The 24,104-nt window shown below is 74.9% G+C and carries 23 protein-coding genes; 9 read left to right on the plus strand and 14 right to left on the minus strand.

The window, feature by feature from the left end:
* Positions 1–61 precede the first annotated feature (61 nt).
* The 10 genes from ACFVVA_RS09560 to ACFVVA_RS09605 all read right to left on the minus strand — a co-directional run bounded on the left by ACFVVA_RS09560 (position 62) and on the right by ACFVVA_RS09605 (position 11,237).
* Positions 62–1,030 carry an alpha-ketoacid dehydrogenase subunit beta gene (locus ACFVVA_RS09560; RefSeq protein WP_387687490.1) on the minus strand — a complete coding sequence of 323 codons (969 nt, stop codon included), beginning with the start codon at positions 1,028–1,030 and terminating at the stop codon, positions 62–64.
* A complete protein-coding gene (locus ACFVVA_RS09565) occupies positions 1,027–2,178 on the minus strand; it encodes a thiamine pyrophosphate-dependent dehydrogenase E1 component subunit alpha (protein ID WP_387687492.1) in 1,152 nt (383 codons plus the stop codon). Before ACFVVA_RS09565 ends, ACFVVA_RS09560 begins: the two co-directional genes overlap by 4 nt.
* Positions 2,175–4,142 (minus strand): 4-hydroxyphenylpyruvate dioxygenase, encoded by a 1,968-nt coding sequence (hppD, locus tag ACFVVA_RS09570; protein ID WP_387687494.1) that lies wholly within the window; start codon positions 4,140–4,142, stop codon positions 2,175–2,177. Before hppD ends, ACFVVA_RS09565 begins: the two co-directional genes overlap by 4 nt.
* Positions 4,143–4,252: 110 nt before the next feature.
* Positions 4,253–5,509 carry a beta-ketoacyl-[acyl-carrier-protein] synthase family protein gene (locus ACFVVA_RS09575; RefSeq protein ID WP_387687496.1) on the minus strand — a complete coding sequence of 419 codons (1,257 nt, stop codon included), beginning with the start codon at positions 5,507–5,509 and terminating at the stop codon, positions 4,253–4,255.
* Between the two features lie 73 nt (positions 5,510–5,582).
* The gene (locus tag ACFVVA_RS09580) at positions 5,583–7,199 is read right to left on the minus strand and encodes a class I adenylate-forming enzyme family protein (RefSeq protein ID WP_387687498.1); all 1,617 of its coding nucleotides are present in this window, start codon (positions 7,197–7,199) and stop codon (positions 5,583–5,585) included.
* Positions 7,200–7,390: 191 nt separating this feature from the next.
* On the minus strand, positions 7,391–8,023 hold the full coding sequence (locus ACFVVA_RS09585; RefSeq protein WP_387687500.1) for a hypothetical protein: 633 nt from the start codon (positions 8,021–8,023) through the stop codon (positions 7,391–7,393).
* An 11-nt stretch (positions 8,024–8,034) separates the two neighbouring features.
* Positions 8,035–9,192 (minus strand): beta-ketoacyl synthase N-terminal-like domain-containing protein, encoded by a 1,158-nt coding sequence (locus ACFVVA_RS09590; RefSeq protein WP_387687502.1) that lies wholly within the window; start codon positions 9,190–9,192, stop codon positions 8,035–8,037.
* Positions 9,189–9,455 carry an acyl carrier protein gene (locus ACFVVA_RS09595; protein WP_387687504.1) on the minus strand — a complete coding sequence of 89 codons (267 nt, stop codon included), beginning with the start codon at positions 9,453–9,455 and terminating at the stop codon, positions 9,189–9,191. The genes ACFVVA_RS09590 and ACFVVA_RS09595 overlap by 4 nt, the downstream gene beginning before the upstream one ends.
* Positions 9,452–9,727, minus strand: coding sequence for a phosphopantetheine-binding protein (locus tag ACFVVA_RS09600; protein WP_359902554.1), 276 nt, complete (start codon positions 9,725–9,727; stop codon positions 9,452–9,454). The genes ACFVVA_RS09595 and ACFVVA_RS09600 overlap by 4 nt, the downstream gene beginning before the upstream one ends.
* A 70-nt stretch (positions 9,728–9,797) precedes the next feature.
* The gene (locus ACFVVA_RS09605) at positions 9,798–11,237 is read right to left on the minus strand and encodes a class I adenylate-forming enzyme family protein (protein ID WP_387687506.1); all 1,440 of its coding nucleotides are present in this window, start codon (positions 11,235–11,237) and stop codon (positions 9,798–9,800) included.
* A 179-nt stretch (positions 11,238–11,416) separates the two neighbouring features.
* Between ACFVVA_RS09605 and ACFVVA_RS09610 the strand changes: the two genes are divergently transcribed.
* From ACFVVA_RS09610 to ACFVVA_RS09625, 4 genes are all read left to right on the plus strand, one after another.
* Complete coding sequence (locus ACFVVA_RS09610; protein ID WP_387687508.1) at positions 11,417–12,517, plus strand: alpha-hydroxy acid oxidase; 1,101 nt, start codon at positions 11,417–11,419, stop codon at positions 12,515–12,517.
* Between the two features lie 97 nt (positions 12,518–12,614).
* Positions 12,615–13,391 carry a class I SAM-dependent methyltransferase gene (locus tag ACFVVA_RS09615; RefSeq protein ID WP_387687510.1) on the plus strand — a complete coding sequence of 259 codons (777 nt, stop codon included), beginning with the start codon at positions 12,615–12,617 and terminating at the stop codon, positions 13,389–13,391.
* A gap of 26 nt (positions 13,392–13,417) precedes the next feature.
* Complete coding sequence (locus ACFVVA_RS09620; protein WP_387687512.1) at positions 13,418–14,353, plus strand: alpha/beta hydrolase; 936 nt, start codon at positions 13,418–13,420, stop codon at positions 14,351–14,353.
* Positions 14,350–15,648 carry a PLP-dependent aminotransferase family protein gene (locus ACFVVA_RS09625; RefSeq protein WP_387687514.1) on the plus strand — a complete coding sequence of 433 codons (1,299 nt, stop codon included), beginning with the start codon at positions 14,350–14,352 and terminating at the stop codon, positions 15,646–15,648. The genes ACFVVA_RS09620 and ACFVVA_RS09625 overlap by 4 nt, the downstream gene beginning before the upstream one ends.
* A gap of 87 nt (positions 15,649–15,735) precedes the next feature.
* On the opposite strand, the gene ACFVVA_RS09630 is transcribed toward ACFVVA_RS09625, so the two are convergent.
* The 4 genes from ACFVVA_RS09630 to ACFVVA_RS09645 all read right to left on the minus strand — a co-directional run bounded on the left by ACFVVA_RS09630 (position 15,736) and on the right by ACFVVA_RS09645 (position 19,147).
* Positions 15,736–16,500: an ABC transporter permease gene (locus tag ACFVVA_RS09630; RefSeq protein ID WP_387687516.1), complete on the minus strand. Its 765-nt coding sequence runs from the start codon at positions 16,498–16,500 to the stop codon at positions 15,736–15,738.
* 40 nt (positions 16,501–16,540) lie between these two features.
* The gene (locus tag ACFVVA_RS09635; protein ID WP_387687518.1) at positions 16,541–17,524 is read right to left on the minus strand and encodes an ATP-binding cassette domain-containing protein; all 984 of its coding nucleotides are present in this window, start codon (positions 17,522–17,524) and stop codon (positions 16,541–16,543) included.
* Between the two features lie 217 nt (positions 17,525–17,741).
* Positions 17,742–18,887, minus strand: coding sequence for a glycosyltransferase (locus tag ACFVVA_RS09640; RefSeq protein ID WP_387687521.1), 1,146 nt, complete (start codon positions 18,885–18,887; stop codon positions 17,742–17,744).
* Positions 18,884–19,147, minus strand: a complete 264-nt coding sequence (locus ACFVVA_RS09645; protein WP_387687523.1) for a hypothetical protein — start codon at positions 19,145–19,147, stop codon at positions 18,884–18,886. Before ACFVVA_RS09645 ends, ACFVVA_RS09640 begins: the two co-directional genes overlap by 4 nt.
* 178 nt (positions 19,148–19,325) lie before the next feature.
* On the opposite strand from ACFVVA_RS09645, the gene ACFVVA_RS09650 reads away from it, so the two are divergent.
* From ACFVVA_RS09650 to ACFVVA_RS09670, 5 genes are all read left to right on the plus strand, one after another.
* Positions 19,326–20,258 carry a 3-oxoacyl-[acyl-carrier-protein] synthase III C-terminal domain-containing protein gene (locus ACFVVA_RS09650; RefSeq protein WP_387687525.1) on the plus strand — a complete coding sequence of 311 codons (933 nt, stop codon included), beginning with the start codon at positions 19,326–19,328 and terminating at the stop codon, positions 20,256–20,258.
* 138 nt (positions 20,259–20,396) lie between these two features.
* Positions 20,397–20,687, plus strand: a complete 291-nt coding sequence (locus ACFVVA_RS09655) for a phosphopantetheine-binding protein (protein ID WP_049653836.1) — start codon at positions 20,397–20,399, stop codon at positions 20,685–20,687.
* Between the two features lie 4 nt (positions 20,688–20,691).
* Entirely contained in the window at positions 20,692–21,477 is a 786-nt protein-coding gene (locus ACFVVA_RS09660; RefSeq protein ID WP_387687528.1) for a hypothetical protein, read from the plus strand.
* On the plus strand, positions 21,474–22,151 hold the full coding sequence (locus tag ACFVVA_RS09665) for a 4'-phosphopantetheinyl transferase family protein (RefSeq protein WP_387687530.1): 678 nt from the start codon (positions 21,474–21,476) through the stop codon (positions 22,149–22,151). Before ACFVVA_RS09660 ends, ACFVVA_RS09665 begins: the two co-directional genes overlap by 4 nt.
* Positions 22,152–22,421: 270 nt before the next feature.
* Positions 22,422–24,089, plus strand: coding sequence for a condensation domain-containing protein (locus tag ACFVVA_RS09670; RefSeq protein ID WP_387687532.1), 1,668 nt, complete (start codon positions 22,422–22,424; stop codon positions 24,087–24,089).
* Positions 24,090–24,104 lie beyond the last annotated feature (15 nt).

Below are 24,104 nucleotides of genomic sequence, written 5' to 3' on the forward strand. Positions count from 1 at the left end.
TGGCGCGTACTCGTCAGTGATCTTTGTGAATCGATGCCGAACAGTTCGTGGGCGGGTGCGGTCAGCGGTGCTTCAGCACGAGGCCGAGCGCGTGCCGCAGCTGCTCGCGACCGGGCTGGACGGCGCGGTCCAGGGCCGGGGCGAAGGGCAGCACGGCGCCGTCCGGGCGGGTGATCCGGCGGGGCGGGGCGATCAGGCGCATCTCCTCGGCGGCGGTGGCCAGCACCTCGGCGCCGAAGCCGCAGCTGCGGTTGGAGTCGTCCAGGACGACCAGGCGCCCGGTGCGCTCCAGCGAGTCGGCGAGCGCCTGCCAGTCGAAGGGGTACACCGTGCGCGGGTCGAGGACCTCCACCGAGACGTCCGGCGCCAGCTCCTCGGCGACCGCGAGGGCGTCGTGCACCAGGTGCCCGAGGGCGACCACGGTGACGTCGGTGCCCGGCCGGTGGATCCGGGCCCGGCCGAGCGGGACGGGCACGAGGTCCCAGGTGACGGTCTCGCGCACCGGCATCGCGGCAGCGGGCGCGAACACCACGACCGGGTCCGGGTCGCGGATCGCCGAGCGCAGCAGCCCGTAGGCGTCGGTCGGGGTGGCGGGCACCACGGTCTTCACCCCGGCGTGCGCGAACAGGCTGTACGGATGGTCGGAGTGCTGCCCGGCCCAGCCGTCCCGGGAGCCCGAGCCGGGCACCAGGCAGGTCAGCGGGACGGCCGCCTGGCCACCCGTCATCAGCGAGAACTTGTGGGCCTGGTTCACGAGTTGCTCGAAGACCAGGAACAGCAGGGACGGGATCTGGAACTCCAGCACCGGACGCCGGCCGGCCAGCGCGGCGCCGACCGCCATCGAGGTGAAGGCCTGTTCGGACAGCGGGGTGTCGACGATCCGCCCCGGCCCGAAGCGGTCCAGCAGGCCGAGGGTCGGCCCGGCCAGACCGGCGCCGATGTCCTCGCCGAAGACGCAGACCGCCGGATCGGCGGCGAGTTCGTCGGCCAGTGCCCGGTTGAGCGCCTTGGTGTACGAGAGCCTGGTCACGCGGTCACCCCCGCCCGGGGCCGCAGCCCGTCGGCGTACAGGTGGTCCAGCGCCCCCGCCGGGTCCGGGTGCGCCGAGGCGAGCGCGAACTCCTCGGCGGCGGAGAGCTGTTCGGCCACCGCGCGGTCCAGATCGGCGACCGTCGCGGGGTCGAGCAGGGCGGCGGCCCGGGGGAGCGGGTCGCGCTCGCGCCAGGCCCCGACCTCCTCCGGGGAGCGGTAGCGCAGTTTCATCCGGCGTTCCATGGTGTGGTGGCCCTCGTAGCGGTAGGTGCGGCAGGCCAGGAAGCCGGGGCCGCGGCCGGTGCGGGCCCGTTCGACGGCGCGCAGCGCGGCGGTGCGAACGGCCTCGGTGTCCATGCCGTCCACCTCCTCGGCGGGGATGCCGAAGGCGGCCGCCCGGCCGGTGGCGCTGCCCGCGACGGCGGTGGCGGCGGGCAGGGTGGTGGCGTAGCCGTTGTCCTCGCAGACGAACAGCACCGGCAGGCGCCACATCGCGGCGAGGTTGAGCGACTCCAGCAGGACGCCCTGGTTGAGCGCGCCGTCGCCGAAGAAGGCCACCGCGACCGGGGTCCGGCCCGAATCGGGCCGCCCGGCGACGGGACCGTCGGCTGTCACCCGTTCGGCCGCCGACCGTTCGGGGGAGGAAGCGGCCAGGGCCGCCCAGGCGGCGCCGACGGCGATCGGGGCGCCGGCGCCCACCATGCCGTTGGCGCCGAGGATGCCCAGCGAGAAGTCGGCGGCGTGCATGGAGCCGCCCCGGCCGCCGTTCGATCCGTCGACCCGCCCGAGGAGCTCGGCGAGCAGCCGGTGCGGGGCGGTGCCCCTGGCGAGCACGTGGCCGTGGCCGCGATGGGTGCTGGCGAGCCGGTCGTCGGGGCCGAGCGCCGAACAGACGCCCACCGCGACGGCCTCCTGCCCGATGTACGGGTGGATGCCGCCGGGGATCGCGCCGGATTTCACCAGGCCGAGCGCCAGCTCCTCGAAGCCGCGGATCAGCCGCAGCATCCGGTAGCGCTCGGCGGGGGTGTCCAGCGGGGCGGGGCCGCCCTGCACATCGGAGCCGGCGTGCGCACCGGGGCGGGCCTGTGCGCCGAGGCCTTCCGGCAGCCCGGCGCCCTCGTCGGTCGTGCGTGCGGGAGCGGTCACGGCCGTCCCCGCCAGACCGCCGGGCAGAACCGCGGGTCCGCGTAGTCCGGCCGGTCGTCGTCCGTGCGGCGCACCAGCACGTCGTGGTTGTACACCACCGGCTCGCCGTCCGGCCGGTCGTGCCGGCGGTACTCGTTGGCGCTGTCCTGGAGGTGCAGCGAGATCGCCCGGCGCGGGTGGGAGGCCAGGTTGGGGCCGCTGCCGTGGTAGGTGCGGCAGTGGTGGAAGGACATGTGGCCACGCGGGATCAGCATCGGCACCTTCCGCACCCGCTGCCCGTTGTGGGCGGCGTTGGCGGCCAGGATGTCCTCCAGCTCGGAGCCGTCGCGGTCGGCGAAGTGCCGGGTGGAGTCCTCGCCGGAGGGCAGCTCCTGCCAGCGGTGGCTGCCGTCGATCATGGTGATGGTGCCGTTCTCCTCGCGGCAGTCGTGGAACGGGATGAAGGCGGTGAGCATCTCGTCCGAGGTGCAGGTCTGCCAGTAGTGCTTGTCGAAGTGCCACGGCACCCTGTTGCTGGGCTCCTCGGGCACCGGGGGCTTGTAGATGAGCGTCGACTGGAAGATCCGGATCTCCTCGGTTCCGGCGAGCAGCGCGGCCACCGCGCCGATCAGCGGCTTGCGCAGGATCGCGCCGATCGCGTCGCTCTCGTAGTGCACGTAGTCGTTGTGCCGCTGGACCGGCCCGTCCTCGGGCCGCCAGGAGGCCAGCCGGGGCGGCCGGGCGGGCAGCTCGCGGTCGCGGTGGCCGGCGTAGTACAGCTCGGTGGCGGCCTGGAGGGTGTCCAGTTCCTCGTCACTGAACAGCCTGCGGGAGAGGTACCAGCCGTGCTCGCGGTAGTGCGCCACCTCGTCGGGGGTGGGCAGCAGGGCGAGCTCGGCCTCGGTGAGCCGGAACTCGGAGGCTGCGGCCATCGGGAGGGCCTCCTTCGGATGTGCGGGGGAGGGCCGGTCGTCGGCGATGGGCCGGGCGACGGCTGCGGGCCGGTCGTCGGCGGTGGGACTGTGCCGTTCGACGGCCTCGTAGAGGGCCTTGATGTTCGCGGTGCCGAAGGTACCCGCTCCCTGCCGCTCGATCAGTTCGAGGAAAAAGGTGCGCCGGGGGTGTGTCGAACGGGCGAAGATCTGGAACAGCTGGCCGCCGTGGTCCTGGTCGACCAGGACGTGCAGGTCGCGCAGGGTCGCCACCGGGATGGCCGTCCCGCCGAAGCGCTCGGTCAGGGCGTCGAAGTAGGCGTCCGGGGTGCTCAGGAACTCCACGCCGCGCTCCCGGGCGGTCCGGACGGCGCCGGTGATGTCGCGGGTGCTGAAGGCGAGGTGCTGGACGCCGGCCCCGCCGTGGGCAACGAGGAACTCGTCGATCTGGCCGGGGCGGCGGGTGGTGTCGGGCTCGATCAGGGTGAAGGTGACGCCGCCGGAGGCGCTCTGCACCACCTTGGAGTCCATCGCCTGCTCGCCGACCTCGATGTACTCCTCGAAGATCGTGCGGAAGCCCAGGGCCGTCTCGCAGAACCGTACGGCGTCCGCGAGCGTGCCGGCCGGCAGGCAGATCGCGACGTGGTCGAGGTCCTCCAGCAGGCGGGGCTCCGTGGGCCCGGCGTCCGGCAGCGCCACCAGGCGCAGTGCGGTGTCGCCGAAGCCCTCGATCAGGGCGCCGGCCCGGTCGAGCACCCGGGCGCCGTGCCGCTCGGCCCGTTCCAGCGCGGCCGCCGGGTCGGCGCAGCCGAGCGCGAGGACGGCGACGCCGTCCCCGTGCCGGGCGACGTACTCGGCCACCGGGTGCTCCGGGTCGGGGGCGGAGGTCAGCCGCAGCCGGATGGTGCCCTGGCGCAGCCCGACGGTGCGGGCGCCGTCGGGCGCGGTGGCCGGGGCGTCGACGGTGAAGCCGTGGTCGGCGCGGAGTCCGGCCGCGGTCTTGTCGGCGTCCGCGCAGTGGAACTCGACGTGGGTGATGGTCTGGATGGACAACGGGATCTCCCCCCGGAGGGAACGGTGGATCGGGGATCGGCGCGCGGGCCACCGCCGGCGGGCGGCCACTGTCGGGCGGCCACTGTCGGGCGACCGTTACTGGGCGACCGCTATCGGGCTGCCCGGGTGGAGGCCGGGCCGAGGATCAGGCTGAGGTTGTGGCCGCCGAAGGCGAAGGCGTTGCTCAGCGCGGCGCGCACCGGGGCGGATCGGGCGGCGCCCCGGACGTGGTCCAGGTCGCAGGCCGGGTCGGGGTCGGTCAGGTTGAGCGTCGGCGGCAGCGTCCCCCGCGCCACCGCCAGGGCGGTCACCGCCGCCTCCAGCGCGCCCGCGGCGCCGAGGAGGTGGCCGGTGGCGCCCTTGGTGGAGCTGACCGCGGGCGGCTGCGCGCCGAAGACGGCGCGCAGCGCGGCGGTCTCGGCCACGTCACCGAGCTTGGTGCCGGTGCCGTGGGCGTTCACGTAGTCGATGTCGCCCGGGGTCAGGCCCGCGTTGGCGAGCGCGGCGCGCATCGCGTCGGCGGCGCCGGTGCCGTCGGGGCGGGGCATGGTCGGGTGGTGGGCGTCGGTGGAGGCGCCCCAGCCGAGGACGTCCGCGTACCCGGCGGCACCTCGGGCCTCGGCGTGCTCGGCCCGCTCCAGGACCAGGACGGCGCTGCCCTCGCCCAGTACGAAGCCGTTGCGGCGGGTGTCGAAGGGCCGGCTGGCCTGCTCCGGCTCGTCCCAACCCTGTGCCAGGGCACGGGCGTTGGTGAAGGCGGCGGCGATGGTCGGGTGCAGCGAGGACTCGGTGCCGCCGCACACCACCACGTCGGCGTCCCCGGCCCGGATCAGCCGCAGCCCCTCGGCGATCGCCTGGGCGCCGGCCGCGCAGGCCGTCACCACGGCGGAGCTGTAGCCCCGGATGCCGTGCTTGATGGCGATCCGGGCGGCGGCCATGTTGGAGAGCATCCCGGGCAGCAGGTACGGGCTGACGCCGGGCCGGCCGCGTTCCAGCCGGCGGTGCGACTGCTGCTCGAAGGTCTCCAGTCCGCCGCCGCCGGTGGCCAGGACCACGGCGGTGCGGTGCGGGTCGGAGTCCCGGCCGACGGTCAGGCCGGCGTCGGCGAGCGCGTCGTCGGCGGCGGCCAGGGCGAGCAGCACGAAGCGGTCCACACAGCGGGTCTCGGTGGGCGGCAGCACCTCCCGGCCGTCGACGGCGGGGGCGATCCCGGCGGCGGGCAGCCAGCCGTGCGCGGGGTGGTCCTCGGGGACGGCCCGCAGGCCGGAGCGGCCGGTGACCAGCGCCTCGAACACCTCGGCGGGTCGGCGGCCGAGCGGGGAGACCAGGCCGATGCCGGTGACGACGGCACCGGGACGCGGGCTCATGCGCGGACCTCGTTCCGCTCGGCGGTCGCCCCGCGCGACGCGCACCCCTCGACGACGCGTTCGCTCCGCTCGCTCATGCGCCCACCGCCGCGAGGTGGATCTCCCGCAGCAGGACCTTGCGGACCTTGCCGGTCGGGCCGAGCGGGATGTCGTCGGGGGAGACCACCAGCACCTTGCGGACGGTCGCGGCGGCGGCCTCGTCCAGGGCGCCGACGACCGCGGAGGTGCGGTCGGCGGCCGGGTCGGCGTCAGTGGCGAGGAGCAGCAGCACGTCGGTGACCACGCGCTCGCCGTCCCGTACCGCGACCACCGTGCAGTCCAGCACGTCCGGGCAGGCGGCCAGCACCCGCTCCTCCGACATGGCGGTGAACAGCCGCTTGCCGCCGCCGAGTTCGACCGAGTCGACGGCCCGGTCCACGTGGTAGTAGTAGCCCTCCTCGTCCCGGTACATCAGGTCCCCGGTGAGGAAGCGGCCGCGCAGCCGGGTGCGGAAGGTGGTGGCCGAGTCGTTCCAGTAGCCGAGCGCCAAGGTGGGTGAGGCGGTGGCGAGTTCACCGACCTCGCCGGGGCCGAGCGGCTCGCCGTCCGGGCCGACCACCTCGCAGTCGACGAAGGCGTGCGGGCGGCCGACGCAGCGGCCGTAGCGCTCGGTGCCGGGGCCGTGGGTGATGAAGAAGTGCGAGTGGCCCATCTCGGTGGAGCCGAGGCCGTCCACGAACAGCGAGCCGGGCAGCCGGGTGCGGCCGGCCCGGGTGACGGTCTCCCGGCTGCCGGTGGCGATCAGGCGGCGGATGTGCACCTCGTGGGCGCAGTCGCCGGTGTTCCACCAGAGCGCGACGGAGCTCAGGTCGCGGGCGGCGAGGTCGTGCCGGGCGAGGTCGGCCCAGGTGGCGGCGAAGCCGATCACCCCGGTGGGCCGCCACCGCTCGACGGCCTCCAGCACGCCGTCGCCGGACTGCCGGGAGAGCACGGCGAGTTCGGTGTGCGAGCTGAGCGCGAGGTTGAGGGCGATCAGGGTGGCGGCGTGCGGGGCGGGCAGTGCGCTGAGCATCCGGTCCTGGCCCTGGGGGCGGGGCAGCCGCAGCCGGTGGCGGATCGCGGCGTACAGGCTCGCGTGCGAGTGGACGACGGCCTTGGGCATTCCGGTGGTGCCGGAGGAGTGGGTGATCGCCACCGGGTCGCCGGACCAGTGCCGGTACGGCTCGGGGGCGGCGTCCGGGTCGCCGGCGCCGAGGGTGGAGATCTCCGGCAGCAGCGGCGCGCCGGGGTCGTGGCCGGCCAGTGCGGCCAGGTGGGCGGGGTCGGCGAGGACGCCGGTCGCGCCGAGGCGGGCGATGTAGCGGGCGGCGCGCTCGCCGTCCAGGTTGGGGTTGAGCAGGGCCGGGACGGCGCCGAGCCGGGCCAGGGCGAGGAAGGAGAGCACGTGGTCGGCGGCGTCGCTGGCGTACACCACGACGGGGTCGCGCCGGGTGATGCCCAGCGCGTGCAGCGCGGCGGCGCGGGCCCGGACCGCGCGGTCCAGCTCACGCAGGGTGAAGGGCTGCCACGCGGGGTGGTCGTCCACCGGGGTGTCGAAGCTGAGCAACGGCACGTCCAGGTCGAGCCCGAGGGCGATCCGGGCGGTCAGGACGTTGCCGGCGCCCACGTCGGGGTCGTCCGCGAGCTGGGTGCGGAGGCTGCGGATGGTCACGGGGGTGGATCCCTCCCTCGGGGCCGGTGGACGGCCCGGGCGGCTGATCGGGTGACAGGGGTCGGCCGCACGGGCGGCGGGTGCGGTCGGCCGCGCGTCGTCGGGCGGCGGATGTCGGGAGTGAGGCGGGGACGGGCGGGGGCGCTGGTGTGCCGGGTGCGGCTGCGTCAGGCGCCGGGCCTCGATGATTGCTACGGCCGGGGGCGGGCGGCGGGTTCAGTTCGTTCGGGTTCAGTTCGTTCGGGTTCAGTTCGTTCGGTTTCGGCGGGTTCGGTTTCGGCCGGTCCGGATTCCGTGGCCGGACCGGCGAGCAGGACGGCCGCCGCCAGGTCCCCGTCGGGCGTCTGCTCGGCGGCCACGGCCAGTACTCGGTCGGCGTCGCCGTCCTGGAGCAGCAGTGCGGCGAGTTCGAACGCCTCGGCGGGGACACGGCCGGGTTCGGCCTCGGCCGGGCAGATCGCCACGACCGGGCCGGTCAGGCCCCAGCGCGCGGCGATGTGTCCGAGGACGGCGTTGGGGTTGGACTGGAAGAACAGCAGCGGGCCGGTCCGCTGCCCGGGTTCGGCGCTGCGCTCGATGGCCCGCGCGGTTTCGAGGTCGCCGCTCGCGCTGGCGAGCAGCAGGGCGGTCCGCCCGGGTGCGGGCGGCTCGCCGTGATGGGCGCGCAGGCAGCGTTCGGCGGTGTCGGCGACCAGCGGATTGAAGCCGGAGGCGGAGAAGCCGGGCAGCGGCGGCGGTGGCGGTGGCCCGTCCGGGCCCGGTGCGGGGTGGCGGGCCTCGGCGAGGATCCGCAGTCCGTGGGTGTGGTCGGCAGGGGTGGTCATGGCGGTGGCTGTCATCCCGGGGCCAGCAGCAGCGCGGTGTTGGCGCCGCCGAAGGCGGAGTTGAGGCTGAGGGCGTACGGGGGGCGGGCGGCGTGCGGGCCGTCCAGGACGAGGTCCAGTGCGACGTCCGGGTCCGGGCCGAGCCAGCCGGCGTTGACCGGGAGCAGTCCGGTGCCCAACGCGCCGATGGTGGCGGCGAGTTCGAGCAGTGCGGAGGCCTCCAGGGCGTGCCCGTGCACGGATTTGCTGGAGCTGACCGGCAGGCGGTCGGTGTGCGGGCCGAACACCCGCCGCAGGGCGTGGGCCTCGGCCCGGTCGGCGAGGGCGGACCCGGTGCCGTTGGCGTTGACGTAGCCGACCTCTGCCGGGTCGGCGCCCGCGCGGGTGAGCGCGGCCCCGATCGCCCGGACCGCCCCGCCGCCCTCCGGTTCCGGGCGGCAGACGTGGTGGGCGTCCCCGGCCCGGCCCCAGCCGGCCAGCCGGGCGAGGGCGGGCGCGCCGCGGCGTTCGGCGGCCGGGGCGGACTCGACCAGGACGGCCGCGGCCGCGTCGGCGAGCAGGGTGCCGGTGCGGCCGGCGCTGAACGGGCGCGCCTCGCCGTCCCGGGCCAGCGCCCGTCCGGCGTCGAAGACCGCGAAGACACCCGGTTCGACCAGGTGTCCGGCGGCGACCAGGATCCGCTCGTGCCGTCCGGCGGCCACCAGGGCGCCCGCGTCGGCGACGGCGGTCGCGGCGGCCACGCAGGCGCCGTTGTACACCCGGGTGACGCCCGGCGCGCCCCAGTCGGTGCGGACCCCGGCGGCCACCGCGGCGGCGGTCGCGCGGGTGCGCTCGTCGCTGTGCAGCGCGAGCAGCACGGGCAGTCCGGCGCTCTCGGCGGCGGTCAGTCCGGCCTGCCGGCAGGCCTGGCCGATCGCGTCGAGCACGGCCCTGGCCAGCGGAAAGGTGCAGGCCAGGGGCACGGTGGCGGGGAACAGCGCGGCCCGGGTGGTGCGGCGGGCGCTCACATCGAAGCGGGTGACCGGGCCGAACAGGGACTTGCCGTGGGTGGCGGCCTCGGTGAGCGGGGCGAGTCCGCGCCCGGCGGCGCTGAGCACCCCGACACCGGTGACCACGGGGTGGCCGGCCGTCCGGCCCGGTGGTCCGGTGCCCGTCCCGGCGGCGATCACGGCCGTGCGCCCGCGCGGTCGGCGAGGACGGCCTCGCGCAGCAGTCCGGCGGCGTCGTCGACGGTGCGCACCGCGCCGAAGCGGTCGTCGTCCAGGTCCAGTTGGAGCCCGTACCGCTGCTCGAACTCGGCGACGAGCCAGGTGAGTTCGAGCGACCCGAGGTCCTCCGGCACGGCGTCGACGGCGCGCTGCCCGAACGCCGCCAGCATGGTGAGGACCTCGGTCCGGTCCGGCAGGGTGTCGGGGAGCGGGGAGCCGGTCATGCGGCGCTGCCGGAGGTGGCGGCGAGGGCGTCGACCCGGCGGGTGACGTCGGCGGTGAACTCGTCGAGCGTCATCAGCGCGGTGGTCTCCATCTCGTCCAGGTCGAACTTGATCCCGAACTCGTCCTCGACCTGCACCGACAGGTCGGCGAGGGCGAGCGATTCGAGGTCCAGTCCGGCCGGGCCGAGGTCGGTGTCCCCGGTGACCTCGGAGACGTCGTACTGCATCTCGGCGAGTGCCGCCAGGACGAAGGCGCGGATGCGGTCCTGCATGGTGGTGGGCTCCTTGTCGGGGTGGTGGTGCGAAGGGATCGGGGTGCGGCCGGCCCGGTGGCGGGCGGGGTCAGCCTGCGGCGGGCCGGCCGGCGGCCGCGCTCTCGCGCAGGGCGGCCGGGTCGCGCAGCAGCTTTCCGGTGGCGGTGCGGGGGAGCCGGTCCAGCCGGGCGAGCCGGCGCGGCCGCTTGTAGGCGGCCAGGCGGTGGGCCAGCCCGTCCTGGACGGAGGCGAGGTCGGTCCCGGGTTCGGTGGCCAGGTAGGCCTCGATCGCGCTGCCGTCGAAGACCACCACGGCCTCGCGGACCTCGGGCAGCGCGGCGAGCGTCTGCTCGACCTCGGTGAGGTCGACCTTCAGGCCGCCGATCGAGACCTGGGAGTCCAGTCGGCCGAGCACGGTGACCAGGCCGTCGGCGGTCAGCTCGGCGGCGTCCCGGGTGTGCAGCCAGCCGTCCGACCAGCGGGTCGGATCGTCCAGCCCGGGGTACGGGGAGGCCGCCGCGCCGATCTGCAACTCGCCCTTCACCAGGCGCAGTTCCATGCCGTGCACGGGTTGCTTGGCGGGGTGGAGCGTGCCGGAGAGGTCGGTGGCGATCACCCCGGTCTCGGTCATGCCGTACATGGTGCCGAGCGGGACGCCGTAGCGTTCGGTGAACAGCGCGGGCAGTCCCGGGCGGACGAGCTCGCCCGCCACGACCATCCGCCGCAGCCGGGGCAGCGGCGGGGGAGCGACCGTCCCCGCCAGCAGCTCGGCGTGGAAGGGTACCCCGATCACGGTGGTCGGCCGGTCGCTCGCGGCGACCTCGGCGAGGATGCCCGCCGCCGTCATCCGCTCCGGCACGGTGAGCGCGACCCGGGCGTGCAGGCTGTTGAGCAGCCCGCCGACCAGGCCGAGCACGTGCACCACCGAGGAGAGCAGGACGACCCGCTCGCCGTCACCGGGGAACTCCACCAGCCTTCGGTAACAGTCGAGTTCGCGTAGTAGATCGGCCGCCGTGCGGGCGATGACCTTGGCCGGACCGGTGGATCCGGAGCTGAGCTGGATCAACGCGTGCCCGGTGCGGGCCGGGCGTCCGTCCGTCAACGGGACGGCCACCGGCTCGACTTCGGAGAAGCCGCGCAGGGCCGCCGCGGACCGATGGGCGGAGCCTACCAGCACCTGCGGGGCCAGCCGCGCCACCGCCGCGTCGATCTCGTGGTCGGTCAACCGGTGGTCGAGCAGTGCGACTTGGGCGCCCAGACGCCAGCATGCCAGCAGCACCGCGACGAACGCCACCGAGGGCGGCAGCCGCAGCGCCGCCGTCCCGCCGGGGCCGAGCCCGGCGGCCGCCAGTCGGCCGGTCTGCTCCTCGACCAGGCCGCGCAGGGCGTCCCGGTCGAGCGGTGCGCCGAGGCGCAGGCACTCCTCGGTGCCGGGGCCGGCCAGCAGCAGCCGGTCGACCCAGGAGTCCGGGGCGTCGGAGTGCGGCAGGAAGGCAGCCGGAAGTACGGAGGGGAAAAAGCCGGTCAACGCGGCTCCACACAAGTGAGGGGATTTGACATGAACGCCGTTAACAAGTCAGAACGGCCAATTCCGTGGCCAGACCATGGCACAGACGTTTGGTCAAATCAAGGTCTATACCAATGTGGTCGTTGCTCCTACGCTGCCCAACCAGGACCGGCCCGCGCGTGGCCGTCCTGGAACGAGGAATGCCCGTGAGAGTTCTCACGTCGGCCGGGATCGAGCGTGCGGCGCGCGACCGACTCCCAACGGAAATCTGGGATTTCATCGAAGGCGGCAGCGATGCGGAACGCACCCTGGCGGCCAACCGGGAGATGTTCGGACGCCATGCGCTGCGTCCGCGCACACTGGTCGACGTCTCCGCCTGCGACCCGGCCCTGACCCTGCTCGGCGCACCGCTGCGCCTCCCGCTCGGGATCGCCCCGATGGCCTACCACCGGCTGGTCGACCCGGAGGGTGAGACCGCCACCGCGCGCGCCGCCGGCCGGGCCGGAGCCCTGCTGGTCGCCGCGATGTTCGCCAGCCGCACCCTGGAGGAGATCGCCGCGGCCGCCACCGGCCCGCTCTGGCTCCAGCTGTACTGGCTGCGCGAACGCGCCGCCCTCGCAGCCCTGGTGGAGCGCGCCGAGGCGGCCGGCTACCGCGCACTGGTGCTGACCGTGGACGCCCCCAGGATCGGCCGCCGACTGCGCGACCTGCGCAACGGCTTCGCCGTCCCGCCCACCGTCCGGGCGGTCAACCTGGACCGGTCCCTGATGTCCGCCAGCCACCGCGCCGCCGACGGCGGTTCGGGCATCGCCGAGCACGCCCGTGAGCAGTTCGACCCCACCCTGAGCTGGACCGATCTGGCCTGGCTGCGCGAACGCACCCGGCTGCCGCTGGTCCTCAAGGGCGTCCTCACCGCCGAGGACGCCCGGCTGGCCGTCGAGCACGGCGTCGACGCCCTCCTGGTCTCCAACCACGGCGGCCGCCAACTCGACGGGGCGATACCGGCCCTGGCGGCGCTCCCGGAAGTGGTCGAGGCGGTGCCCGCCGACCTGCCGGTGCTGTTCGACGGCGGCGTGCGCAGCGGCACCGACCTCGCGATCGCCCTCGCCCTCGGCGCCCGCGCCGTGCTGATCGGCCGCCCCGCGCTCTGGGGCCTGGCCGCCGACGGCGAGGCCGGGGTGCACCGGGTGCTCGACCTGCTGCGCGAGGAACTGGAGCACACCATGGCCCTGTTGGGCCGCCCCCGGCTCGCCGACCTGGACCGCACGGTCCTCGCCCCCTGGCCCTGCCCGGCCCGCTGACGCCGCACCCGCGCGGTCGTTCATCCGCCTCGCACCCGCGCGGCCCTTGAACCGCGCCGCCCCCGAACCGCGTTCTTTCCACCAGGAGGTCCGACACATGACCGAGCAGAGCGAGCGATTCCCGGGCTGGGACTGGGACGACCCGGACGGGCTGGCCCCCCGGCTGGACGCCTTCAGCGAACAGGTCGCCACCTGCGAGAAGCTCGAAGCACATCCGGGCGGGCTGCCGCGCGACCACGCGGGCCTGCGCGAACTCGGCATCACCGGCATCGAGTTCGCCGCTTTCCGGACCGCCCACCCGCAGGGGCTCGGCACCGACCTCGCCACCCTGCGCAGCCCCGACACCGCCACCGAGCCCGGCACCCTCTACCGGGTCGACGGCGACCGCTGGTTCACCCGGCTAGACATCGCCGAACCGCTGCCCTTCGCCGACGCCAGCGTCGACTGGGTGTACGCCGAGCACCTGATCGAGCACGTCACCATGCCCGTCGCCGTGGGCTGGCTGCGCGAGGCCCGCCGGGTGCTGCGCCCCGGCGGCGTGCTGCGCCTGACCACCCCCGACCTCGCCCGCTACCTGGTCGGCTACGCCACCGGCGACGGCTTCCTCGCCAAGCACCGGCGCCGGCTGACCACCCTCGGATTCGGCCCGCCGATGCCCGCGCGTCCGGCCTTCCTGGTGAACCAGATCTTCCGGTACTTCGGGCACCAGTGGATCTACGATCTGGACGAACTGCGGCATGTCCTCACCCGGGCGGGCTTCGACCCCGGGAGGATTCGCCCGTGCGCCTACCGGCAGGGCACCCGGCCGGACGTCGCCGACCTCGACACGGCCTTCCGCACCGACGAGACCGTGTACGTCGAGGCAGACCGCTGAGCCCTCCGCACCGAATGGATCCGCCCATGCCCCTGCACCCCCAGGCCGAAGCGCTGCGCACCAGGCGCGCCGGGAGCGGTGCCCCGCCGCTCTACACCCTCAGCCTCGCCGAGGCCCGTGCCGCCGACCTCGCGGACATCCGCGCGGCGGCCGGAACGCCCGAACCGGTCGCCGCCGTCGAGGAGTACCGCATCCCCGGTCCCGGCGGCGAACTCGCGCTGCGGCTCTACCGTCCCGAGCCGCCCGGCGGCCGGCTGCCCGCTCTGCTCTACCTGTTCGGCGGCGGCTGGACGCTCGGCTCGCCCGACACCAGCGACGCGATCTGCCGCCGGCTCACCAACGCCGTCGGCTGCGTCACCGCCTCCGTCGGCTACCGGCTCGCCCCCGAACACCCCTTCCCCGCGGCGCTGCACGACTGCCGCGCCGCACTGCTGCAACTCGTCGAACGGGCGGCGGAGTTCGGCGTCGACCCGGACCGGATCGCGGTCGGCGGCGACAGCGCCGGCGGCAACCTCACCGCCGCGCTCACCCTCCTGCTGCGCGCCGAGGGCGGCCCCGCCCTGCGCCACCAGCTGCTGGTCTACCCCAACACCGACCACGGCGCCGACACCCCCTCGCTGCGCGCCCACGACGACCCGGCACTGTTCAACCGCCGCTCGGTGGCCTGGTACTGGGGCCACTACCTGGCCGACGAGGGCGACGGCGCCAGCCCGTACGTCTCCCCGCTGCGCGCCGCCACCCTGGCCGGCCTGCCGCCCGCGACCGTCCTGACGGCCGAGTACGACCCGCTGCGGGACGAGGGCGAGCAGTACGCCGAGGCGCTGCGCGCCGCCGGGGTCCCGGTGGACCTGCGCCGCTACCAGGGCATGCCGCACGGCTTCTTCGCCATGACCGGCACCCTGGACGCCGCCGCCGAGGCCCAGGACTTCGCGGCCGGGCGCCTCCGGGAGGCGCTGCGATGACGATCCCGTTGAGCGACCTGCACGCCTCCCTGGCCGATCCGCTGCTGGACGCGATGACCTTCCTCAACGAGGTCACCACCCGCTACCCGGAGGCGGTCTCCTTTGCCCCCGGCCGCCCCTACGAGGGCTTCTTCGAGCCCCAGGACGTCCCGGCGTACCTGGAGACCTACCTCGCCCACCTGGCCGACCGCGGCCTGGACCGGGACGCGGTGCGCACCGCGCTGTTCCAGTACGGTCCGACCAAGGGCATCATCAACGAGCTGATCGCCCGCACGCTCGCCCACGACGAGGGACTGACCGTCGACCCCGCGGCCGTGGTGGTCACGGTCGGCGCCCAGGAGGGCATGCTGCTGACGCTGCGCGCCCTGTGCGCCGGCCCGGACGACGTCCTGCTGGTCAGTTCGCCCTGCTACGTCGGCGTCACCGGCGCCGCCCGGCTGCTCGACCTGACCGTCCGCCCCGTCCCCGAGGGCCCGGACGGCGGCCCCGACCCGGCGGCGCTCCGGGAGGCCGCCCGCGCGGTGCGGGCCGAGGGGCGCCGTCCGCGCGCCTTCTACGTCGTCCCGGACTTCGCCAACCCCTCCGGCACCAGCATGCCGGTCGCGGCCCGCGCCGGGCTGCTGGAGGCGGCGGCCGAGGAGGGCGTGCTCGTTGTCGAGGACAACCCGTACGGCTTCTTCTCCCGCACCCCGGGGCTGCGGCCCACCCTCAAGGCGCTGGACCGCCGCCGCCAGGTCGTCCACCTGGGCTCCTTCGCCAAGACCTGCTTCCCCGGGGCCCGCCTCGGCTACGTGGTCGCCGACCAGGAGGTGACCGGCCCCGACGGCCGGCGCAGCCTCCTCGCGGACGAGCTGGCCAAGCTGAAGAGCATGACGACGGTCAACACCCCGGCGCTCAGCCAGGCCGTCATCGGCGGCATGCTGCTGACCCACGACTGCCGCCTGCGGGCCGCCAACGCCCGTGCCACGGCCCACTACGCGGCCGGCCTGGACACCCTGCTGCGGGAGCTGGACCGGCACTTCCCGGCCTCCGTGCGGAACCGGCTGGGCATCTCCTGGACCCGGCCGGACGGCGGCTTCTTCGCGGTGCTGACGGTGCCGTTCGTCGCCGACGAGGCCGCCATGGAGCGCTGCGCCCGCGAGCGCGGGGTGCTCTGGACACCGATGGCGCCGTTCTACCCGGCGGGCGGTGGCGAGCAGCGGCTGCGGCTGTCCGTCAGCTCGCTGACGCAGGCGCAGATCATCGACGGCGTGGCGAGGCTGGCGGCCTTCGTGACGGCCTTCGTGACGGACTGAGAGCCCGCGCGGACCGGCGGGGGCCGGAACGACGAATGAGGGAGGGGCCCGGCTCACCACGAGCCGGGCCCCTCCCTCATTCGTCGGTCAGCGCACCCGGGTGGAGAACAGCCGGGCCGACCAGTACACCGCCAGGACGGTCATCACGACGACCACCAGCAGTCCCTGCCACACCACGCTGTCCCCGGCGTGCCCGGAGAACAGCGCGCGCATGCCCTCCACGGCCCAGTAGAAGGGGTTCCACCTGGCCGCCTGCTGCAGCCACCCGGGCGCCAGGGTGAGCGGCAGCAGCACCCCCGACAGCAGCGCGATCGGCTGCGCGATGGTGTTGACCACCGGCGACATCGCCGCGTCGGTCGGCACCATCAGCGCGATGCCGTAGGAGATCGCCGAGGTCATCAGCGCCAGCAGGCCCAGCAGCAGGTAGGCGAGCAGCAGGTTCAGCGGATTCACCCGCAGCCCGAACGGCAGCGCGATCAGGGTGATCAGGACGGCCTGCACCAGCAGCGCCACCATCTCCCGCAGCGCGCGTCCCAGCAGCAGCGCCAGCCGGCTCACCGGGGTCACCCGGGAGCGCTCGATGATGCCGGCCCTGAGCTCGCCGAGCAGGCTGAAGCCGGTGAACAGCCCGCCGAAGATGCACAGCACCGCCAACAGGCCCGGCACGTACACCTGGTAGGCGTCGGCGTAGCTGCCGGCGCCCTCCGGGGTGAGCACGTTCTTCAGCAGCGGGGCGAACAGCAGGAGGTAGAACACGGGCTGGATGATGCCGACGGCGATCCAGATCGGGGTGCGGATCATGAGCAGCAACTGGCGCTGGAAGACCAGCCAGGTGTCGCGGGCGAGCTTCACGGTCTCCCCAGGGGGTTGTGCGGGTCCGGGCGGTACGGGGTCAGGACTGCTGCAGCGAGCGGCCGGTGCGGGCCAGGAACACGTCGTCCAGGCTGGGCCGTTGGAGCTGCACGGTGCCGGGCGTCACGCCCGCCGCGTCCAGGGCGCGCAGCAGCCGGGGAATGGCGGCGGCGCCGTCCTCCAGGTACAGCCGCAGCCCCTCGTCGCCGTTCTGCTCCAGCCGGTGCAGGTACGGCTGCGCGCGCAGCACCTCGGCGGCCCGCTCGAAGGCGGCCTCCGCGGCGTCCGCGGCGTCCAGCCCGACCAGGACGACGTCGCCGGAGATCTCGCGCTTGAGCGCCTCGGGGGTGCCCTCGGCCACGACCTGGCCGTGGTCGACGATGGCGACCCGGTCGCAGAGCGCGTCGGCCTCGTCCAGGTAGTGGGTGGTGACGACCACCGTCATGCCCTCGGTGCGCAGCCGGCGGATCTCCTCCCAGACGTGCGCCCGGCTGGCCGGGTCCAGCCCGACCGTGGGCTCGTCCAGGAACAGCACCCGGGGCTGGTGGATCACCCCGAGCGCGATGTCCACCCGGCGGCGCTGGCCGCCGGAGTAGGTGGCGCACGGGCGGTCGCCGAACTCGGCCAGGTCGAAGGCCTTGAGCGCGTCCGCGGCGGCCTGGACGGCCTGCGCCTTGGCCGCGCCGTACATCCGGGCCTGGAGGACCAGCTCCTCGCGGCCGCTGACGTGGTCGGTGGTGCCGCCGCCCTGGGCGACGTAGCCGATCCGGCGGCGGACCCCGGCGGGGTCGCTGAACAGGTCGGCCCCGGCGATGGTGGCCCGTCCGCCGTCCGGGCGGATCAGGGTGGCCAGCATGCGCAGGGTGGTGGTCTTTCCCGCGCCGTTGGGGCCGAGGAAGCCGTAGATCTCGCCGGCGGCGACCGACAGGTCGATGCCGCGGACGGCGTCGACGGTGGGGTTCTCGCCGCTGCGGCGCGAGGTCTTCTTGCGGTAGGACTTGCGCAGTCCCGCGGTCTCGATCAACCGGAACTCCCGTGCGGGGATGGGCTGCCACGGCACCTGGAAAGGCGGGGCCCGGCACCTGCGGAGGGCGGTGCCGCTGCGACACCCTAGGGCGAACCCCGCCCCGGAAACAATGGCCTAGACCAATGGACGTACCCTCCGCCGGTCTGCTAAGGGGCGGCGGGTCCGGGCAGGGCGGGGCCGGTCCGGGGGTGGGACGAGCCCGGTCCGGGCCCGCTCAGCCGAGCGCCTCCAGCCGGTCCGCCGCGGCCACCGCACCGCCCCCGGCGAGCAGCCGGCTCCCGACCTGAACCGCCCGCTCCCGGTGGGCCGTGGAGTCGAGGACGGTTCGCAGCGCGTCCGCCAGCCGCACCGAGGTGACGCGCGCGAACGGCACCCGCAGCCCCGCGCCCGCCGCCGCCACCTGGCCGGCCACGATCGGCTGGTCGTGCCGGATCGGTGCGGTGACCAGCGGCAGTCCGTGCGCCAGGGCCTCGCCCACGGTGTTCATCCCGCCGTGGCAGAGCACCGCGTCCAGCTCGCCGCGCGCCATCAGGTCCAGCACCGGCGCCCGCCCCACCGCGACGGCCCGGGAGGGGAGTTCGGGCAGCAGCTCGCTCGGAGCGGCGAACACCGGCTGCACCTCGTCACCGCACAGCTCCAGCGCCCGGACGGACCGGGCGAGGAAGTCCGCGCCCAGCTCGCCGGCCAGGGTGCCCATGGTGACCAGCACCCGGCGCCGGCCGGGCAGCAGCCGCTCCCACGGGAAGTCCGGATCGTGCGGCCGCGCCGGGATCACCGGCCCGACGAGCGCGTGCTCCGGCGGCGGGGTCGAGCCGGTCAGGGCCGGACCGGTGGTCGCCAGGACCAGGGCGGGGGAGAAGCGCGGGTCCAGGTACTCCTCCGCGGGCAGCCCGGCGCGTTCCCACAGCCCCCGCAGCAGCCCGGTCATCCAGGCCTCGACCTGCGGCAACGCCCGGTAGGGACGCCCCAGTTCCATCGCCCCGGGCGCGAAGGACGCCCACGGCAGACCGTGCCGATGCGCGACCAGCGCGCCCGCCGGAGTGTGCTGGTCGACCAGCAGCACGTCCGGCCGCCACTCCCGCACGACGGCGTCCAGCGGCTTCAGCGTGAACCTGGTGTACGGGACGATGAAGCCCTCCCAGAGCGAGCGCAACGCGGCCAGCCCGTGTCCGCCCTGGGCCCGGAACGCCCGGGTACCGGTGCCGAGCACCCGGGCCTGCGGGCCGAGCAGCGGGCGCAGCACCGATTCGGTGCCGGTCCAGGCGACCTGGTGGCCGCGTGCGGTCAACTCGGCGGCGATGCCGGCGGCCGGGTTGACGTGGCCGGTCAACGGCGGCATCACCAGGAGGAACCGGGTCATCGTGCGCCCTCCTCGGGGAGCAGTCGCTGGACGTCGGCGACGGTCAGGTCCTCCAGGGCGGCCAGGTCGAGCCCGGCGCGCAGCGCGGCCAGGTCGGCCTGCGGACCGAAGCGCCCGCGCAGCCGATCGGCCAGTTCGGCGAGTTCGTCCTCGTCCAGCAGCAGGTCCCCGTCCAGCCGGGCGTCCGGGGTGACGTGACGCGCCCAGCCGGGCGGCGCGCCGGCCACCTCGACCAGCAGGGCCACCAGATCCTGGTTCAACGGGGCTCCGGGGTAGGGGGGTTCAGGGTTCGACATGAGAGATCTCCCACCTGCTCGACGGCACGGGGGTGAACGCGGCCACGCCGGGGGGAAGTTGACGGGCTTCCGGGGAGCGGCGGCGACGGAGGGGGCCCGAGATCACTTGTGCGACCCGGCGGGCGTCGGAATACTAGCCCGGGTGACCGCACTGGAGGCAGTGGCCGTCCACCTCCCCCCGCACGCCGTTCCCATCGAGGCTGTGGGCGAGCTCATCGGCCTGACCCCACGTCAACTCCGTCTCTTCCGCCGCTTCCACGGCCTGGACCAGCTGCGTCTGGACCCGACCGGGACGCTGCCCGACCTGCTCGACGCCGCCCTGGACAACCTGCCGGAGCTGCGCGGACGCGAACACGACATCCGCTTCGTGATCCACGCCCGCAGCATGCCGGTGGCGGTGCCCCATCCGCTCAACCCGCTGCACGACCTGCTCGACGCCCGTGGACTGGCGCACGCCAACGCCTTCACGGTGACCCACCACGCCTGCGCGGTGGGCCTGCTGGCGATCGACCTGGCCGGCAGGCTGCTCGCGGACGAACCCGACCCGGCGGCGCTCGCCCTGGTGCTGACCGGCGAGAAGACCTTCACCAGGGACGCCCAGGTGGTGCCCGAGACCGGCATCTTCGCCGAGGGCGCGGCCGCCTGCCTGGTCAGCGCCGGTGGCGAGCGCCACCGGATGCTCTCCTTCGTGGTGCGCCAGCGCCCGGAGTTCGACGGCCGGCTGGCCGAGGACCCGGACCTGCTCGCCCGCTACCAGCGCGAGTACCCGAACGTGATGGTGGAGGCGATCGAGGCCGCCCTGGACCAGGCCGGTCTGGACCTCTCCGACCTGGCCGCGATCCTGCCGCACAACGTCAACCAGGCGTCCTGGCGGATGATCGCGCGCCGGATCGGCTATCCGGTCGAGAAAGTCGTGCTGGACAACGTGCGGTCGGTCGGGCACAGTTTCGCCTCGGACAGCCTCATCAATCTCCACACCGCCACCACGCGGGGGCTGCTCCGTCGCGGCGACCACTACCTGATCGCCGCCGCCGGTGTCGGAGCGACCTTCTCCGCGATGGCGATGCGGTACTGACGGTCCGCCGGCCGCCGATGCCGCCGACTCCGCCGGCCGCCGTCCGCACGGTGACGCCGGATTCCCACACCACCCAGAGCCCCGGGGCGCCTGCAAGCCCCGGAGCACACATCCCACGTACGACGGGACGGGACACCCATGTCAGAAGCCGCGGTCCAGACCACCGACCCCGAACTGCGCGAGCGCATCCTGCACGGCATCGGCGAGCTCCTGCCGCGCGTCCTCAAGCGCGAACTGCCCGAGATCCCGCAGGACGCCTGCCTCTTCGACGACCTCGGCCTCACCTCGGCCGGCACCATCGAGCTCATCCTGGAGCTGGAGGAGTCGCTCGACATCCAGGTGGACGTCGAGCAGATCACCGAGGACGACCTGCGGTCGGTCACCAGGCTGGCCGACTACGTCGCCGGGCACGTCATCCCCGAGGACTGACCGGATGGCCCCCGGTCCCACCGGCCTGCGGATCACCCGGGCGCTGGCCCGCCGGTTCGACGGCCGCTCGGAGACCTCGCTCGACCCGGACCTGCGGGTCTTCGTCTCCGACCTCGTCCGCCCCTACGGCCTGCCGCTGCGCGAGGACCTGCTGGGCGAGGGCGCCGGCCACTCCTACGAGGAACTGGCCGCCGGAGTGCTCCGCGAGGCGCTCGCCGAGGACGAGCCGGCCGACCTGCTGATCCTGGCCTTCGACACCCCGGACGTCCGGCCCGGCGCGCCGTCCTCGCTGGCGCTCAGCCGGTCCGTCCCGGGCGGCCCGCTCGCCTTCGCGGTCTGCGACCAGGGCGGCGCGGCGGCCTTCACCGCACTGCGGCTGGCCGCCGGCCACCAGCGCACCGGCGGCTGCCGTCGGGCCGTGGTGGTGCTGGCCGAACAGACCGCGCTGCACTACGAGCCGCCCGGACCGGTGTCGCTGCCGGAGCGGCACGCGGTGGTGGTGCTGGTCTGCGAGGAGGCCCCCGGCGAGGGCCTGGCCGTCCGGCAGACCAGGGGCGCGGTCTCCCCGGCCGAGTCGGTCCGGGCCGCGGCCGGGGAACTCGGGCCCGAGACGGCACTGCTGCTCGGCCCCGGCTTCGGCCCGCCGGAGCCCCCGCCGGCCCAGCCGTTCACCGGGCTCTGGGCGGAGCTGGCCGAACACCTCCCGCAGTGGCGGGCGGCCGGCCGGCCCGCGCTGCTGGCCGGGTTCGACCGCCGGCTCGGGGTGCTGAGCACGCTGACCCTGCCGTGACGGCGATCGACCTCTGGCTGATCGACACGCGTCAACCGGCCGTTCCGGCCGGGGAGCTGTGGCAGTCGCTCGACCGGGGCGAGCGCGCCCGGGCCTCCGGGATGGACCCCGGGGCGCGCGAGCGTTTCACCGTGGTGCGCGGTGCGGTCCGGCAGCTGGTCGCCGCCCGGCTCGGGGTGCACCCGGCCGACGTGGTCTGGCGGTACGGGCCGAACGGCAAGCCCGAGCCGGCGGGGGACGGCGCGCTGCGGGTCAGCTGGTCGGCCTCGGACGCCGTCGCGGTGCTGGCCCTCGCCGAGGGGCGGGCGGTAGGTGTCGACGTCGAACGGCTCCACGACCCGCGGACGGCCGAGCGGATGGCCGCCCGCTGGTTCCCGGTCGAGGAGGCGCGGTTCGTCGCCGAGCCCGTCGAACCGGCCGAGCGGGCGGCGCGGTTCACCGCGCTGTGGTGCCGCCGGGAGGCCTGCGTCAAGGCGTACGGCGGGCGCGTCGTGCAGTCCTTCGGCGTGCCCGTCGCCGGTCCGTCGCCGGTGCTGGTGGCCGACCCGGGCGCGCTCGGCGCCGGCCCGGCCCGGCTCTGCGACGTCCCCGTCGCGGAGCCGTTCCGGGCTGCCGTCGCCGCCCTCGGGGGATCGCCAATACATGTCAACTCGCATGACTGGCAGGGGAATTGACGAAACGCTCGATCAGGTTCGGTTTGGTCTGGACCAGCTGACGAGGGCGCTGGTAGCGTCCCGATCACACCCCCTGCCGAGCCCACCCCGGCCCTCCCCGGCAAGCCGAAAGGCGTGTACGACGTGGCACCGCACGACGCTCCACCGCAGGACCCGGCGTCACTCGGCGCTCCATCGCACGACCCGGCGTCGCTCGGCGCTCCATCGCAGGACCCGACGCTACTCGGCGCGACACCGTGCGGCACGAACCCGGCCACCAGGCGGGTCACCGTGCGGTACGCCACCGAGAGCAGCGGCTCCGGACCGCTCACCCGCGGCCAGGACAACATGATCCGCTGCATCCGGGCCAGTGCCCCCGAGGCGATCAACAAGGAGTCCGTCTGGCCGGTGCCCGACGGCATCTCGGTCCCCTCCGGGCTGGTCGCCCTCCGCCGGCTGGTCGAGCGGCACGAGTCGTTGCGGACCTCCTTTCCCGCGGGTCCCGGTCCGGACGGATTCCCGGACCGCCAGGTGGTGCACCGGCAGGGCCGGTTCGCCGTCTCCGTGGTCGAGGCCGGCTGCCGCTCGGACGCCGAACTGAACGCGATGGCCGAGGAGTTGGGCCGGGTCGATGTCGCCGTTCCGGTCGGCCTCGACCTGCCGCCGAGGATCCGGTTCACGCTGATCGCCGCGGGCGAGCGGCTGCTGCGGCTGGTCGCCGTGGTCTGCCACGCGGGCGCCGACGGCGCCGCCACCGCGGTGCTGATCGAGGACTGGTGCGCCCTCGCCGCAGGGAAGGAGCTGCCGCCGGTCACCGCGCCGACCCCGCTGGGGATCGCCGTGGCGGAGCAGAGCGCCCAGGGCCGCCGCAGGTCGGCGGCCGCCCTGCGGCACTGGGCCCGGATCCTGGCCGCCGGTCCGGTGGGCGTCTTCTCCGACGCGCGGATCAGCGGCCCGCCCCGCGACCACAGCGCCCTGCTGGTCCGCTCGCGCACCGCCGCCGACGACCTCGCCGCGGTCTGCCGGCGCACCGGTGCCAGCCCCTCGGTCGTCCTGCTCGCCGCCTTCGCCGCGCTGGTCGCCCACCGCGCGGGCCGCTCCGAGCTGGTGTTTTCGGCGCTGTCCGCCAACCGTCAGCGCGCCGCCCTGATCGACCACGTCGGGACCCTCGCGCAGGACGCCCTGATCCTGCTCGACGCCGGCGCGGCCGACCTCGACCAGCTGATCGGCCGCGCCAAGTCGGCCTCGCTGAGCGCCTACTGGCACAGCACCCTGGACGCCGAGAAGGTCTGGCAGCTGGTGGACGACGCGGCCCATGTGCGCGGCGCCCGGTTCGCCCGCCAGGTGGTCGTCAACGACCTGAGCCTCACCATCCCGGCCTCCGTCGCCGCCGTCCAGCCGCCCTCGGCCGCCGACCCCGAACTCACCGTGCTGCCCGCCCCGCCGCTGCCGGTCCGGCTGATGCTCACCGTCCTGCGGATCACCGGCAGCCTGGACTTCGCCCTGATCGCCTGTCCCCAGGTGCTCGACCCCGAGGAGGCCGAGAGCTTCGCCCGGGCGCTGCCGGCCGTGCTCGCGGCCGCCGCCGAGGGCCCGGTGCTGCTGGCCGACCTGCCCGCGGCGCTCGGTCCGCCGGGGGCCGGCCGGGGCGGTGAATGGAGGCTGGTCGACGACTCCTGGATCGATCTCGCGGCCGTCCGCGAACTCCTGCACGCCGCGCTCGGGGACCACCGGCTCTCGGTGAGCGAAGGAAGGCTGGTGGCCGAGGTGGCTGCCGTCGACCCCTCGTTCGGCCCCGCCGAGGCCCACCGCGCCGTGGTCGCCGCCCTGGCCGGACGCGACACCGCGATGGCACCGCACCGGTACGTCGTCCGGCACACCACGCCGACGGGGGAGCGGACCGAGACCGGGAGCGGGCGCGACCGGGCCGTCGTCGCCCGGCTGTCGGCGCTCACCTGAACGGATGATCACGGC

This window comes from Kitasatospora sp. NPDC058048, from assembly GCF_042885555.1.
GTDB lineage: Bacteria > Actinomycetota > Actinomycetes > Streptomycetales > Streptomycetaceae > Kitasatospora > Kitasatospora lactacystinica.